This window comes from Bacillus sp. FSL K6-1012, from assembly GCF_037964915.1.
Taxonomy (GTDB): domain Bacteria; phylum Bacillota; class Bacilli; order Bacillales; family Bacillaceae; genus Bacillus; species Bacillus halotolerans.
Genome location: NZ_CP150175.1, coordinates 2,725,257 through 2,739,488, shown reverse-complemented (window position 1 = coordinate 2,739,488; position 14,232 = coordinate 2,725,257). Strand labels below are relative to the sequence as shown.

General features: G+C 35.9%; 17 protein-coding genes and 6 pseudogenes. 18 read left to right on the top strand and 5 right to left on the bottom strand.

The window, feature by feature from the left end; all coding sequences use genetic code 11:
- The first annotated feature begins 41 nt into the window (after window positions 1-41).
- The 5 genes from NSS75_RS14280 to NSS75_RS14260 all read left to right on the top strand — a co-directional run bounded on the left by NSS75_RS14280 (window position 42) and on the right by NSS75_RS14260 (window position 2,897).
- The gene (locus tag NSS75_RS14280; RefSeq protein WP_103672591.1) at window positions 42-275 is read left to right on the top strand and encodes a hypothetical protein; all 234 of its coding nucleotides are present in this window, start codon (window positions 42-44) and stop codon (window positions 273-275) included.
- A 93-nt stretch (window positions 276-368) separates the two neighbouring features.
- Window positions 369-539 (top strand): hypothetical protein, encoded by a 171-nt coding sequence (locus NSS75_RS14275; protein ID WP_213417756.1) that lies wholly within the window; start codon window positions 369-371, stop codon window positions 537-539.
- 338 nt (window positions 540-877) lie between these two features.
- Entirely contained in the window at window positions 878-1,255 is a 378-nt protein-coding gene (locus tag NSS75_RS14270) for a YrdB family protein (protein ID WP_038954242.1), read from the top strand.
- Between the two features lie 173 nt (window positions 1,256-1,428).
- Window positions 1,429-1,998, top strand: coding sequence for a cysteine hydrolase family protein (locus tag NSS75_RS14265; protein ID WP_024122221.1), 570 nt, complete (start codon window positions 1,429-1,431; stop codon window positions 1,996-1,998).
- A gap of 257 nt (window positions 1,999-2,255) precedes the next feature.
- Entirely contained in the window at window positions 2,256-2,897 is a 642-nt protein-coding gene (locus NSS75_RS14260; protein ID WP_024122220.1) for a hypothetical protein, read from the top strand.
- A gap of 238 nt (window positions 2,898-3,135) precedes the next feature.
- On the opposite strand, the gene NSS75_RS14255 is transcribed toward NSS75_RS14260, so the two are convergent.
- Window positions 3,136-3,261 carry a YjcZ family sporulation protein gene (locus NSS75_RS14255; protein WP_024122219.1) on the bottom strand — a complete coding sequence of 42 codons (126 nt, stop codon included), beginning with the start codon at window positions 3,259-3,261 and terminating at the stop codon, window positions 3,136-3,138.
- Window positions 3,262-3,442: 181 nt separating this feature from the next.
- On the opposite strand from NSS75_RS14255, the pseudogene terS reads away from it, so the two are divergent.
- Both terS and NSS75_RS14245 read left to right on the top strand, forming a co-directional pair.
- Window positions 3,443-4,241, top strand: a pseudogene (gene terS, locus NSS75_RS14250) (phage terminase small subunit).
- Window positions 4,234-4,371: pseudogene (locus tag NSS75_RS14245) on the top strand (phage terminase large subunit); the annotation flags it as partial. The pseudogenes terS and NSS75_RS14245, both read left to right, overlap by 8 nt.
- Before the next feature lie 75 nt (window positions 4,372-4,446).
- On the opposite strand, the gene NSS75_RS14240 reads toward NSS75_RS14245, so the two are convergent.
- Together NSS75_RS14240 and NSS75_RS14235 are read right to left on the bottom strand one after the other, a co-directional pair.
- Entirely contained in the window at window positions 4,447-4,890 is a 444-nt protein-coding gene (locus tag NSS75_RS14240; RefSeq protein ID WP_339233493.1) for an SMI1/KNR4 family protein, read from the bottom strand.
- 12 nt (window positions 4,891-4,902) lie between these two features.
- A pseudogene (locus NSS75_RS14235) lies at window positions 4,903-5,349 on the bottom strand (HNH/ENDO VII family nuclease); the annotation flags it as partial.
- Between the two features lie 301 nt (window positions 5,350-5,650).
- Here NSS75_RS14235 and NSS75_RS14230 point away from each other — a divergent pair.
- The 11 genes and pseudogenes from NSS75_RS14230 to NSS75_RS14180 form a co-directional block, all read left to right on the top strand.
- Window positions 5,651-6,211, top strand: a complete 561-nt coding sequence (locus NSS75_RS14230) for a cupin domain-containing protein (RefSeq protein WP_339233491.1) — start codon at window positions 5,651-5,653, stop codon at window positions 6,209-6,211.
- Window positions 6,212-6,614: 403 nt separating this feature from the next.
- Window positions 6,615-6,980 (top strand): sulfurtransferase, encoded by a 366-nt coding sequence (locus NSS75_RS14225; protein WP_151175170.1) that lies wholly within the window; start codon window positions 6,615-6,617, stop codon window positions 6,978-6,980.
- Between the two features lie 15 nt (window positions 6,981-6,995).
- Window positions 6,996-7,256: a metal-sensitive transcriptional regulator gene (locus tag NSS75_RS14220; protein WP_151175169.1), complete on the top strand. Its 261-nt coding sequence runs from the start codon at window positions 6,996-6,998 to the stop codon at window positions 7,254-7,256.
- A gap of 154 nt (window positions 7,257-7,410) precedes the next feature.
- Window positions 7,411-7,893, top strand: coding sequence for a DsrE/DsrF/DrsH-like family protein (locus tag NSS75_RS14215; RefSeq protein ID WP_185848796.1), 483 nt, complete (start codon window positions 7,411-7,413; stop codon window positions 7,891-7,893).
- 39 nt (window positions 7,894-7,932) lie between these two features.
- Window positions 7,933-8,301 carry a rhodanese-like domain-containing protein gene (locus NSS75_RS14210; RefSeq protein ID WP_185848797.1) on the top strand — a complete coding sequence of 123 codons (369 nt, stop codon included), beginning with the start codon at window positions 7,933-7,935 and terminating at the stop codon, window positions 8,299-8,301.
- 64 nt (window positions 8,302-8,365) lie between these two features.
- Window positions 8,366-8,923: a sulfurtransferase TusA family protein gene (locus NSS75_RS14205; RefSeq protein ID WP_339233486.1), complete on the top strand. Its 558-nt coding sequence runs from the start codon at window positions 8,366-8,368 to the stop codon at window positions 8,921-8,923.
- 20 nt (window positions 8,924-8,943) lie between these two features.
- Complete coding sequence (locus tag NSS75_RS14200) at window positions 8,944-9,339, top strand: DsrE/DsrF/DrsH-like family protein (protein ID WP_216394288.1); 396 nt, start codon at window positions 8,944-8,946, stop codon at window positions 9,337-9,339.
- A 33-nt stretch (window positions 9,340-9,372) separates the two neighbouring features.
- A pseudogene (locus NSS75_RS14195) lies at window positions 9,373-10,506 on the top strand (MBL fold metallo-hydrolase).
- 37 nt (window positions 10,507-10,543) lie between these two features.
- On the top strand, window positions 10,544-10,771 hold the full coding sequence (locus NSS75_RS14190; RefSeq protein WP_151175164.1) for a sulfurtransferase TusA family protein: 228 nt from the start codon (window positions 10,544-10,546) through the stop codon (window positions 10,769-10,771).
- A 61-nt stretch (window positions 10,772-10,832) separates the two neighbouring features.
- The gene (locus tag NSS75_RS14185) at window positions 10,833-11,609 is read left to right on the top strand and encodes a sulfite exporter TauE/SafE family protein (RefSeq protein WP_339233482.1); all 777 of its coding nucleotides are present in this window, start codon (window positions 10,833-10,835) and stop codon (window positions 11,607-11,609) included.
- Window positions 11,610-11,689: 80 nt separating this feature from the next.
- Window positions 11,690-12,244, top strand: a pseudogene (locus NSS75_RS14180) (MFS transporter); the annotation flags it as partial.
- 71 nt (window positions 12,245-12,315) lie between these two features.
- On the opposite strand, the gene NSS75_RS14175 reads toward NSS75_RS14180, so the two are convergent.
- Together NSS75_RS14175 and NSS75_RS14170 are read right to left on the bottom strand one after the other, a co-directional pair.
- A protein-coding gene (locus tag NSS75_RS14175) for an IS3 family transposase (RefSeq protein WP_339233480.1) occupies window positions 12,316-13,466 on the bottom strand; the annotation gives its coding sequence in 2 pieces (ribosomal slippage) (window positions 12,316-13,193 and window positions 13,193-13,466; 1,152 coding nt in all).
- A gap of 95 nt (window positions 13,467-13,561) precedes the next feature.
- Window positions 13,562-13,933: pseudogene (locus tag NSS75_RS14170) on the bottom strand (T7SS effector LXG polymorphic toxin); the annotation flags it as partial.
- Between the last annotated feature and the right edge of the window lie 299 nt (window positions 13,934-14,232).

Sequence of the window (14,232 nt, the reverse complement as noted above, 5' to 3'; positions counted from 1 at the left end):
TGTCATAATCTATGGCCGATATTAAGGTAGGAGGTGAAAACATGACTAGAACAATTAATGTTAATCAGCAACATTTGTTAGAACAATTGGCAGGTAGATCGGTAAACCGTCAATGCACAATAGAAGCTCTAATTGATATTCTCATCGATAAAAAGGTATTTACTGAAGAAGAATTCGTTAAATACCAAATGCATCATTTAGAACAATCTGCAGATGAGCATTCTGCGGAGCTTTTAGGTGTCAGTAAAGAAGATTACATAAAGAGCAGAAAATAATAAAGCATCCTGTAGGGTGTTTTTTTGTCGACAAATTTTGCAAATAGTTTCTTAGTTACTTGCTTTAACCGATAATTAAAAAGAGGTGATTAAATGGGAAATGAAAATGGATGGAGCAAAAACTTGGTAGGAGACTTAAAGATACCTAAGATCAATTTAGAATTACCTAAATTGAATTATCCTCCAACTGACTTGAGTCATATTAAGAAAATTAATGAGCAGATAGCTTCAGAGCGGCAACAAAAAGAGCAAGCCAATAAATAAAGAGAGAAAGATGAGAAAGAGTACCGTGAACAAACTCTTCAACTACTATCTGGTATCGAAAGGAATACAGCTATACTGCATGAAATATCGTTGCTTATGAGAACTAGCAATGAGAAACAAGATGAAATTTTCACTCTAATTGTAGAAATGTTAGAGGTATTGAAAAGTGCCAATCAGGAAGAAGCTGTAAGCAAATATAGAAAGATCATGGATAAGATAAGTAAATTCAAAGGAGATACCGATACTATTAAATCACTTTATAGTGTTGGTTCTGCTATTTTGACTATGATTAATACTCTTAATTCTTGAGCCGGTTTAGCGTTGTAAAGGAATAGGAGCTGTATAATTTGAATCAAACTAACTTACTTTTAAGATTCGCTCTTGAAATCGTTGCACTAATCTCCATAGGTGTGTTTGCATGGACCCATTTTAACTTTAATGGTTATCTTAAGTATGTTGTAACTTTGGTTTTACCGATTGTAGTTATGATTATCTGGTCAGTGTTTGCAGTGTCTAATGATCCTAGTCGAAATGGACAAACTGTAATAGCTGTAAACGGGGTAACAAGATTAGTTATTGAATTTATGATCTTTATAATGGCTGTTGCAGCGCTTTATTTTAGTAATTTAAAAACTGTTAGTATCATCTTTTTATGTCTTATAATACTCCACTATATATTTTCAGTTGAGCGTATCAAATGGCTTCTAAATCAATAGTCTTTAATTTCAGCACTCCTTATTAGAGTGCTTTTATTATTCGCTGTAGAAAATATATTCAAATGTTTTAGGGGGGCGCTTATTTGGAATTCATCGTTAAGCCATTGTACAAAAGTAAAATTTGTATTTAAAATGTAGTAATAAAAATAAGTGATTCTTTAGGAGGTTAACTTATGGAAGAAAAGAAAAAAGCTTTAATAATTGTGGATGTACAAAAAGCCTTCGATGATAAAAAATGGGGTGAACGAAATAACTTAAAGGCGGAAGAAAACATTAGTGAAATACTAAAATTGTGGAGAGAAAAAGGATGGACAGTAATATACATACAACACACTTCTGATAAACCTCATTCTTTATTTCATCCAAAGAATGAAGGGTTTGCTATAAAGGAAATAGTTAAACCTATGGATGAAGAAGTAATAATAACCAAGAAAGTAAATAGTAGCTTTATTGGTACTAATTTAGAAGAGTTCTTAAAATTAAATGAAATAACAACTGTAGTAATAACTGGTTTAACTACGCCTCATTGTGTATCAACAACCACAAGGATGAGTGGTAATTTAGGATTTGATACATACCTAATTTCAGATGCAACAGCAGCCTTCGGTATTAAAGACCAAAATGGTACATATTATGATGCGAATACTATTCATAATGTATCTATAGCTACATTGCACGATGAGTTTGCCACAATATTAACAACTGATCAATTAATAAACGATTTTATAAAACTCTCTAATTAAAATAATTATGCGCAATTATGGCATGATAATGGCACGCCATTTTGTATTCCGTATGTCGGTAATAGGTAATAAAACGAGAAGAGCGACCCAAATGTAGGGTCGCTTTTTATCACTAATAAAACTATGAACAAAATGTTCAAAAGAGAAAGCAGTTCTGTGATCAAGGAAATTAAGATTCGTAGCAAAAATTTCGACAAATTCTGCAAATTATTCCTTTGTCCTTTTCTTTCACCGATAATAAGGTGGGAGGAGATTATATGAGTTTTGAAACAAAGTATTTAATAAGGTGGGGCATACCAGGATGGATGTTAATTTTCTGGATAGGAGCCTATTTTGCACTTACTGAAGCTGACTATATATCAGCTCATTTAAAGTTTTCTGAGCTTGGAAAATTAATAGGGGTTTTCATTTCTCTGAGTATATTTGGCGTGGTAGTGGGTTATATAATTCATCATTTATACTTTGTAGCGAATTGGATATTTAATAAAAATCGGATTTTTGATAATGCAATTAAGCAGGTTGAGAATTTTCCCAAACCTGACAATTGGAAAGATAACAATAAGAACGATTATTTTTATTTTGAGGTTTTATGGCATGAAAATTTATTAAAGATTAAAGAAGATAAAAGAAACTATATCGTTGAAAGGTATAGGTACCTGCTATCAACAATTCATGCCTTGGGTACTGTATTCGTAAGTCATTTTTTAGCCGTTTTGTTTACAGTGATAGCAACACTGTATAAGTATGGCTGTTTTTCTTACCCGCCGATGGTAATTGCTATGTTAATTATACAACTTGTAATATTGTTTATTGCGGTATCAAGTTTCAGATACTACTCTGCAAACTTAAATTATTTTCAAGGAAGTTTTTTAGACAAAATGTTAAAAAATAAGATTTAGCATCCTACGGGGTGCTTTTTATATTCTCTGTAAACTGCTTCCGGTAAATCTCAGGATAGACAATTGGCGGTTAACGGCTTGAGTGCGGTGGCGGTTTAGAGAGAATATTTACCATATAGAAACCTTGTCAGCATGATTCGGCAATCAAATGGCAAAACGCCATAAAAACTTCTTATGGCGTTTTGCCGTACAGGGAGGTGAATTCAAAAAGGCCGCTTTGGATTGAAGTGCCTCAAGACTAATAAAGGAATGCAGCACCAACAATGATTAACAAAATGAATAGCACCACGATCAAAGCGAAGGAGTTACCATATCCATTTGAATAACCAGTATTTCCGTTAGAGTATCCACCGAAGAATCCCATATTTCCACCTCCTTTAGGGGAGATAGTATAAGGTATGATAAACAATAACTTTCGACATAGATTTAAGTCTAAAAAAGAAGAAATGAATATTTTGTCTAAAGGTGCAATAGCGGACACATCAGCAAAAGCTATTAAAACAAACACAAACTCAAACATGAGATCCGGAGGTGGGTGAGATGTAATGCCAAGACCACGTGATCCACGCAGAGATGAAGCTTTTCGTTTGTGGGAAGAGAGCGGCGGGAGCAAGAAGTTAAAAGACATTGCTGAGGAATTAGGCATCACAAGCAGCACTATTCGCAAATGGAAAGCAAACGATAAATGGGAAGAAAAAATAAAAGGGAGCGCTCCTAAATCGAAAGGGAGCGCTCTTTTGCGTCGAGGCGCACCTAAAGGGAACAAAAATGCAAAAGGAAACAAGGGAGGAAGAGCACCGTTTGGTAATAAAAATGTGTTAGGAAATAAAGGTGGTGCCGCTCCACTGAGAAATCAAACAAAATGCTGTGACTCATGGATTCTTCTCAAAGTTCTTGCCAGAAGAAACGCTATCCATCATGGATGAGATTCAGGAGCGCTCACCTGTCGATATGATATGGGATCAGATACAGATCCAATATGCTGCAATATTAAGGGCGCAAAAAATCATGTTCGTTTCTGATAAGGAAGAAATGATTAAGGAACTGAAAAAGAAAAAGTCTGTCATATCTGAGACAAACGAAGTCGAAGAGGAAGAATACGAATTCCAATTTTCTTGGGATCGTCATGCTACGTTCTTGAACGCTCAATCTAGGGCAATGGCAGAGCTCAGGAACCTAATAAAACAGTTTGATGAGTTAGCTCATTCGGAAGACGAACGACGCCTTAAATTGGAGCATATGCGTTTAAATATCAACAAGAAAAAATTAGAGATTGAAGAACTTACAGAAGAAGATAAACCTTTTGAGATCACCATTGTGAACAAAGGTGATAACAGTGATTAAACAAGTAAATCCCCATTTTAAAGAATTTCTCTTTGACTGGAATCAAAAATTTCAATTCTTAGTAGGTGGTTATGGATCATCCAGAAGCTATCATGTGGCACTCAAGATTGTTCTGAAATTGATACGAAAGCGAAACTAGAAGCATTTATTGAAGTGCAAAAGAGCCTCTCATATAATGAGGGCTCTATATTGCAATCCTTCTGACTTAATCGTCCCAGTTTTCTTTAGATTCCTCAAAATCCTCCATTAAAAACTCTAAAAAGTTACGGGCCACAGTTCGACCGTAACCCTCTTGATTGTCCCAAAGGATAACCGGACATTCTCCATCATCATCCATTCTGTTTGTATCAAGACAATAAGAAAATTCATCTATATATTCGATAACCACAATTCCATCAATTAAATCATAGTATTTCTTGTATTCTTCAGTCACTGTAACCACTCTCGCCCTAGCTTTACCATGACCTAGTATATTCACTCCATAAACTCCACCAGATCCATATTTCTCAAGAAACCATTTATAACTGTTGGGTAATTTAACGTTTAGTTTTTCCTCTATAGCATTAATTTTATCAATGCTAATTCCACCCGTAAAATCGTCATCTTCTGCATTCTCTCTAATAAATTGCTCAACTTGTGAATAGTTCATTAAAGTCACCTCTTACTCTTGATTCTCGAATTGTTTAGCTCTCCATTTCCAATATCTCTTTCTAAAATTATTGTACTGTTTTTCAAGTATTGGATCATTTCTAAAGCTCTGTCCACTTCCCTTCAAGCCATGCAGCACTTTACTATATTTGTTGTGCCAGCTTTCGGGTATTTCAAGCATTGTACCACTCTCTTCTTGGATAAGGTGATGCAAATTAACTTTGGTTCCATCATTAGCGTAAGGAGCATCTCCTTTTTTCATTATCTGAAGATTCGTTTTCCCTGTATCTGGGTCTACTCTGTTAATATCAATGTCTTTCATTGTGTATACTCTACGGCTTACATCTCTAGGTTGTCTTTTTACTTTTACTTTGCCGTCTATTTCAACAGCACTATACTTTTCTTTATTTAACCAAGGAAGATTTATTTCCTTACCTGTAAACGGTTTTCTGCTATCATCTAGTTTTACGATTATAGAGTCGGTGATAAATTATTCATCCGTGTAAACGGTGATCGAACAAAACGTTACTTAGAAGTAGATATTATGAAAGCATCTAGTGCAAATAAATCAGGGTTTATGAATATGGTTTTATGAGAATTTGTAAAGGGACATACAAAGCAGGTCTTTTTAAATAATATATTTTACATTAATTAAGAACGTCCATTTTTGTGTTAAATATGAATTTTCTTGATTTAGTAACACTCTCTTAATAAATGCATAGGATACTATCACAAAAATTTATAATTGTGGGGATCAAAAAATGTACTATATACCTTTTTCGCCTCAATGTTATTATTATGTCACTGTACCGATGTATAACGATGGAAGATCTGTTTATTGGACTATTCCAAATGAAATGCAGTATGTAAACAGATTTAATGATGTGCGTTCTTCCTACGAAGATAGAAACCTTCTCTTGAAGGATTATGGACCAAAACCATTTGTTGTAAATATCAATAGAGCCACAAAACAAAACAATACGTTCCGTACTGCCTTATGGACAGGAAAACATTTCCAATTAACTTTGATGAGTATCGGTATTGGAGAAGATATTGGTTTGGAAATGCATTCAAACGTCGATCAGTTCTTACGGATTGAGCAGGGTCGAGGGATCGTTAAAATGGGAAAGAGCAAAGATAATTTAAATTTCCGAAGAAATGTCTATGATGATTCTGCCATTGTTATACCTGCTGGCACTTGGCACAATGTGATTAATACAGGTAATACGCCGTTAAAACTATACTCAATTTATGCTCCATCAAACCATCCATTTGGTACAGTTCATGCAACCAAAGCAGATGCAGCTGCTACGGAAGATTAGCATAGATATTTTGCAGAATTCTGAGTAATTCGAGTCACATCCGGCATGAAACATAGGGAACCAGTACCTGCAAATTGTTCTTATGCAAATGAAACTCAATTTAATATCCAAGCAGCGGAGGATTGCATGCTGTGTAGCGTATTAGAAATAGTTGCTGAGCAGATGAACTGTCTTGTGCTAATTTTAAAAGTAATTGATTAAACAAGTCGATTTAAATGAAAATCGGATTGTTTCTTTATTCGAGTTACTTTTAGTCGAATTGGCATTAGCGAAATGTGAGTGTTTTTCAGTCGTTAGAGGTTAAAATTAATTAATAGCTCAAAGAAATTAGCTTTCACACTTGACTATATACCTATAGGGGTATATTATTACGTTATGAATAAGAAGGGGTTAATAAGGTGGTGTGGTTAGTATCAATTATTTAGTTGTTGCATTTCTGCTTATTTTTGTTATTATCCATGCAACGTATAGACGTTATTATCCTATAACCGGAATTTTTTGTATTCATAAGGATAAATTAGAGACCATGGACATAACAATATTAGATATTCGCCATTATAACGATGTACCCAATTTTTCAGATGGTATTATTTTAAACATCCCATATGCGTATCTAAAACGTTTTTATTTAGAGATTCCACGTGATAAAATACACATAATAGCTTATGATAGGGTGGAATTAAATTTAGGAGTGCGTTTTCTGAAGAGCAAAGGTATCCATGTAAATAGTTATGAATTGGCAACATGTAAATGTAAAAATAAATTATAGAAAGGATTTCAGCGAATGGAGTATGATCAAAAGATTAAAAACCGCTTACGTCGGATAGAAGGACAAATTAAAGGTGTATTGACTATGATGGAGCAAGGAAAAGACTGTAGAGAAGTTGTGACTCAATTGGCAGCATCACGCAATGCTATCGACCGAGCATTAGGTGTTATAGTTAGTACAAATCTTGAACATTGTGTTCGCGAAAGTTTAGAAAAGGGCGAAGACACACAAAACTTAGTAAAAGAAGCAGTCGACTTATTGGTAAAGAGTCGATAAAAAATTCATCAACCTATATTTAAGGTTGACGAATTTTTATATGTGTTATATTATACCCCTACCGGTATATGTATTTGGCGAAACGTCCATCTTTCACTTAAAAATTTTTGGAATTCTATATACCCCTATGGGTAATTCGATTGGGAGGAGAAACATGACAGAACAAACAAAACGCACAACAATTGTTTTATTTAGTGGAGATTATGATAAAGCAATGGCAGCTTATATTATTGCAAATGGTGCTGCTGCCTACGATCACGAAGTGACGATCTTCCATACTTTTTGGGGTTTAAACGCTTTACGTAAAGAAGAACTGATTCCAGTAAAAAAAGGGTTTCTTGAAAAAATGTTTGGAAAGATGATGCCTCGTGGTGCTGATAAGATGGGTTTATCTAGAATGAACTTTGCAGGTATGGGCCCTAAAATGATTAAAAATGTGATGAAAAAGCATAATGCACTTACGTTGCCTCAGTTGATTGAGATGGCTCAAGAACAGGGTGTAAAGCTTGTAGCTTGTACGATGACAATGGATCTTCTTGGTTTACAGGAAAAAGAACTATTAGATGAAATCGACTATGCTGGTGTAGCCGCTTATTTAGCAGATGCTGAAGAAGGCAGTGTCAACTTATTTATTTAATGTTACCAATTGCAAATTAAATAAAGGAGGTGAAACACAATGGATAGTGGGATAATCATCAATACCTTACTAATTTTATTTTTACTTTGGATTGTATTTCGACGATTTTTACCAGTGGAAGGTGTTAAACAGATAACAACTACTGATTTAAAGTCAGAGCTGAAAAATAAAGGAAAACAGTTTATCGATGTACGAACACCTCATGAGTTTCGTACAAGGCATATTAAAGAGTTCAAAAATATTCCCTTGTCAAAATTGGCTCATCAAACAAGTCAACTTTCGAAAGACCAAGAAGTTTTTGTTATTTGTCAAAGTGGAATGAGAAGTCTAAAGGCGAGCAAGGTATTGAAAAAACAAGGATTTAAAAATATCACAAATATTAAAGGTGGTATGAACACATGGCCATAAAACCTTAGATATTATTTTTTTGTATGTTTATATACCCCCACCTGTATTTGAAAAGGAGGAAAAAATGGTGAAGGCAAATATTGTGTTAGACGCTAAAGGTTTGACGTGTCCAATGCCCATTGTAAAAACGAAGAAGAAAATGAAGGATTTAAATGCTGGTGAGATACTAGAAATTGAAGCAACAGATAAAGGCTCTACGGCAGATTTGCAAGCATGGGCAAATAGCACAGGTCACGAATATCTAGGTACTGAAACAGAGGGAGAAATACTTCATCATTTTCTTCGTAAAGGAGGAGTGCATTCATCAGAAAGCGCACCTTCTATTCCTGAGGTTCCACTAGAAGCTTTCAAACAGAAAGTGGAAAGTGAGGAGTCTCTTAACATTTTAGATGTCCGGGAGCTAGATGAGTATGAAGAAGCTCATATCCCGGGAGTTATGCATATCCCTCTTGGGGAAGTGGAAAAGCGCTCTAACGAGTTAAACAAAGATGATGAAATTTATATCATTTGCCATTCTGGAAGAAGAAGTGAAATGGCAGCCAAAACGATGAAAAAACAAGGTTTTAAAAAGGTAATTAATGTTGTCCCTGGTATGCGTGATTGGACAGGTAAAACAGAATAAATAAAAAGGATGATGAACCAATGAGTACAAGAGTAGCGATTATTGCGGCAAATGGTGGTCTATTTGATGCTTATAAGGTATTTAATATTGCGACTGCGGCAGCAGCAAGTGATCAAGAAGTATCTATCTTCTTTACATTCGAGGGATTAAATCTGATCCATAAGCAAGCCCATCAACATTTAGAAATGCCGAAAGGAAAAGAACACTTCACGGAAGGATTTAAGAAAGCAAATGTGCCTTCTATTCCTGAACTGATTGAAATGGCACAAGAAATGGGAGTTACATTTATTGGTTGTCAAATGACGATGGACGTTATGGGTTTAACAAAAGAGGACTTTGTAGAAGGAATTGAAGTAGGCGGAGCTGTTACCTTTTTAGATTTTGCAAAAGATGCGGATGTATCTTTAACATTTTAGTCCTGCTTTAAAAAGATTTTGATATAGGAGGAAATTAAACATGACCGTGCAAGCACTTACCGCAAAAGAAGTCACACAAAAAATCTTTAACAAAGAACCTTTATTTATTCTAGATGTACGTAATGAAAATGATTTTAGCAATTGGAAGATTGAAGGGCATGACTTTGACCATTTGAATGTTCCTTATTTCGATCTTTTAGATGGAGTAGAAGATATATTGGAGAAAATTCCTTCTGATAAAGAAGTGCTAGTCGTTTGCGCAAAAGAAGGTTCATCCGCAATGGTATCCGAGATGCTTTCAGAAGCAGGTCTTTCTGTATCCTATCTTAAAGGCGGAATGAAAGCATGGAGTGAACATTTAGAGCCAGTAAAAGTCGGGGATTTAAAAGATGGTGGGGAAATTTATCAGTTTGTTCGAATTGGGAAAGGCTGCCTATCATACATGATATTATCCAATGGAGAAGCAGCCATAGTAGATGCTACACGTATGGCGGATGTCTTTTTAGATTTTGCTAAAGAGAAGGGTGCAACAATTACTCACGTATTTGATACCCATCTCCATGCAGACCATATTTCAGGGGGGAGAGTGATTGCTGAAAAAACAAGAGCAACCTACTGGTTACCGCCTAAAGATGCTGAAGAAGTGTTATTCGATTATCAGCCGTTGGAAGAAGGAAATGACATTATCATTGAAAAACGACGATTAAAATTCAACCAATTTATTCACCTGGACATACCATTGGCTCCACTTCTTTCATTGTCGATGATCAGTATCTCCTTTCAGGTGATATCTTGTTTATCGATTCAATCGGCAGACCTGATTTAGCCGGTATGGCAGAAGATTGGGTAGGAGATTTAAGAGAAACCCTTTATAAACGTTACAAAGCGTTATCAAAGAATTTAATTGTATTACCGGCACACTTCATGATTATTGATGAGTTAAATGAAGACGGAAGTGTTGGTAAAAAACTAAGTACATTATTTATTAAGAATCATGGTTTGAACATTGAGGATGAAACAGAATTTAGACACCTAGTGACAGACAGTCTGCCTCCACAACCCAATGCATATCAAGAGATTCGAGAAACAAATATGGGAAAAATCAACCCAGATGAACAAAAACAGCGTGAAATGGAGATTGGGCCAAATCGTTGTGCAATTCGATAACACAAGATGATATTACTAAAACAGAGGAGAGACGAACATGAAGTCAGATAAAGTATTAGATGCAACAGGACTAGCATGCCCAATGCCAATTGTGAGAACAAAGAAAGCTATGAATGAGTTAGAATTGGGCCAAATTTTAGAAGTACATGCAACAGATAAAGGATTCAAAAGTGACCTAGCGGCTTGGTCTAAGTCAGGTGGTCATGAACTTCTAGAACATGTTGAAGAAGGCGATGTACTGAAATTCTGGATTAAAAAAGGCTAATCACTGTGAAAGGGTATCGAATAAAAAGATACCCTTTTCCTTTGAAAAGGAGGAATTCCGAATGGATATTGCCTTTATTATAACTCTTTTCATCATAGGGTTTATTGGTTCCTTTATTTCTGGAATGATTGGTATTGGAGGATCTGTTATTAATTACCCACTGTTATTATACGTTCCTTCTTTAGTGGGAGTGATGTCATTAACAGCCCATGAAGTTTCAGGGATAGGAGCTATTCAAGTTTTCTTTGCAACACTTGGCGGTGTTTGGGCTTATCGTAAGAGTGGGTTTTTAAATAAAAAATTAATCATTTACATGGGAAGCAATATTCTTATAGGGAGTGTATTGGGGAGTTACTTTTCTAAACTCATATCTGAAAAAGGAATTAACTTTATATACGGAATTATGGCCATTATAGCTGTTATTTTAATGTTTATACCTAAAAGAAGACAAGAACATAGAGAAAGAAAAGAAGTGATATTTAATAAATGGTTGGCGTCGTCCCTAGCGTTTATCATTGGTGGCGTATCAGGTATTTTAGGAGCTGGTGGCGCCTTTATCCTAGTCCCCATTATGTTATCGATTTTAAATATTCCTGTAAGAATCACCGTCGCTTCATCTCTTGCGATTACATTTCTTTCATCTATTGGAGCAACAGTTGGAAAGGTGATCACAGGTCAGGTACTTTTTTTACCTTCTTTGATTCTTATTATCTCAAGTTTAATCGCTTCGCCTCTAGGAGCAAAACTGGGACAAAAAGTAAATGAAAAAATCCTGCGGTGGATCTTAGCTTCACTGATTTTGGTGACGACCGTTAAAATTTGGTTGGATATTCTGTAACAGATCACTTTCTTACGTATGATTAAAAGAAAGACCAACAGAGTGTTTCAAATGTTGGCCTTTCTTTTTTATGTAAGACATTTATCATTATATTTGTACTTGCTTTCGGATTATCAGCATATGAAACAGTTTTCAGCCTATTTTCTGATCATAAATTTGGCTTCACGCCGAAGGAGATTGCAACTATTATTACAATCAGCTCAATCTTCGGAGTTGTTATTCAATTATTTATGTTTGGAAAAATGGTAGATAAACTTGGTGAAAAGAAACTAATTCAATTATTGTTAATTATAGGTGCAATATTGGCGGTGGCATCTACTGTAATCTCTAGCTTTTTAGCAGTACTGGCAGTAACTTGCTTCATCTTCCTCGCATTTGACTTGCTTCGCCCGGCGTTAACGACTTTTTTATCAAAAGCTGCCGGGAAAGAGCAAGGATTTGCTGCTGGAATGAACTCAACCTATACGAGCTTAGGTAATATCGGTGGGCCAGCCATGGGTGGAATATTATTTGACGTAAACATCCACTATCCTTATCTTTTCGCTGCTGTCATTATGGTCATTGGCTTCGGTATTACAATTATGTGGAAAGAAAACCGGTTGGGAGAAAGCTTAGCGAAAAACTTGAGGTCCTAGTGGGGATAGTAAAAAAAAACGATGATTTAAGGGACTGACCCCTGTTTTTGAGACAGGGATCAAAACACCTTTTATACAGCTAATTGCCGATAGCTTATTGGTGATTGGCTGTTTCGTTTCGTTTGAATACGAATGTTGTTATAATAATAAATGTATTCTTTGACAGTGCGTTCTACGATGGTGGTCGTGGTTCGATCAATGCTGTAAAGATAGAACGTTTCAGACTTTAGTGAGGAATGAAACGATTCGATGGAGGCATTATCAGCGGGCGTCCCTTTGCGGGACATGCTCATGGTAATGCCTTTTGTTTTAACAGCTTTCTGATACTCATAAGATGTATACACAGATCCTTGGTCACTATGTAACACACAGTTCTGAGGCAGTGTTGGCAGTTGCTCAAGTGTGTTTAAGACAAAGTCTGTGTCCTGCTTATCTCCAATCGTGAAAGCAATCACTTCTCCATTGTATACATCCAATATACTGGAAAGGTACAATTGTTTCTGTCCATAAGGCAAATATGTGATGTCCGTTACTAGTTTTTCAAGAGGACGATCAGACTGAAAGTTCCGATTCAATATGTTATCGACCACGGCATATGGCTGCCCATTCTTCTTGCGTTTTTTCACCTTAACCCGGCACTGCCACTGATTTTTCTGCATGATACGCTGAACCGTTTTATGGTTAATACGCATTCCCTTTTTTAATATAGCTGTAATTTTTCGATATCCATATCGATACTTGTGCTCTCGGCACAACGTGCCGATTTGTTTTTCCAAATGGCATTTGGGATGATCTTTCGTCAGGTTCTTTTTCCAACGATAATAAGATGCTCGTGAAATACCTAAATGAACACAGATATTCTGTACGGTCATTGTGTTGCGCAATACTTCTACAAGTTCGACTGACGTTTGACTATCAACTTCCTTTCCAATTCGTTGTACTTTTTTAAAACTTCATTTTGTTGTCTCAGATAACGGTTCTCAGCCTGCAGTTTCTCTAATTCGGAAGAGTACTCCGGACCTTTTCCGTAAGTGTATTGCTTACCAACAGGCTGTTCAAATCGATGTGTTTCCCCAGCCTTATGCCATCTAACCCATGTCTGAACCTGCGTCTTATTCTTGATATTCAATTCCTGCATGATCTCTTTCATAGGCACACCTGCCAATCTCATTTCTACAGCCTTCTGTTTGACTTCAATCGGATAACTCGCTCTTGTTCCCATACAAAAAACACCTCCAAGTCTTATTTCGGATAACAACTATCCGTTTTCAAACTTGAAGGTGTTTTTTATTTGTCTCATCTTATGGGGTCAGTCCCATCTTTCATGGCTTTTTTCTGTTCAGACATGATTGATTTTGATTTTTTATGGGCGTTAGCCAGTTCATGTTCTAAAAAAGATTCTTCAATATAAGCATCAGAGAGACCTTTGTCTTCGACAGCTCCGGCAATGCTGTTAAAGAATGCGATTTTCATGTCAATGTAGTCAATCCATTGATCAGTGACACCAACATGATCGTGATAGAATGCTTTAATGTTATTAGCGCCTTTACCTGAGAATTCGCTGTCGTCCAGTTCAGCGACGCTTTGTAAAGCTTTTCTCAAGTTGACCATTTGCGTCCTTAGTTCTTTATATTCTTTGGCGCGGTCTGTAGCTTCAGACATAAGTGTTTTAGCTTCAAAGACTTTCATAATCATACCCTCTCATTTAATCATATAACAAAATATTACCATGGAAGAATGATGAAACTAACTGTTATGTGGATCAAATGGTGGAAATGAATCATTCGATCTGTGTCATTTTACCTATTTGCTAATCCTTTCAATGAAAGGGGACTTTCCAATTGTAACATCGCCATCATGAAAAAATTCGATAACGTAGCCGGATTCACTAAACATAAAAGTATCTGAACCAACGGCAGTTACATCATCAATTACGTTTAATGCATGTTCAAGACTGGTTTTTAATGCTGGTTGTTCTCCGTAACCCC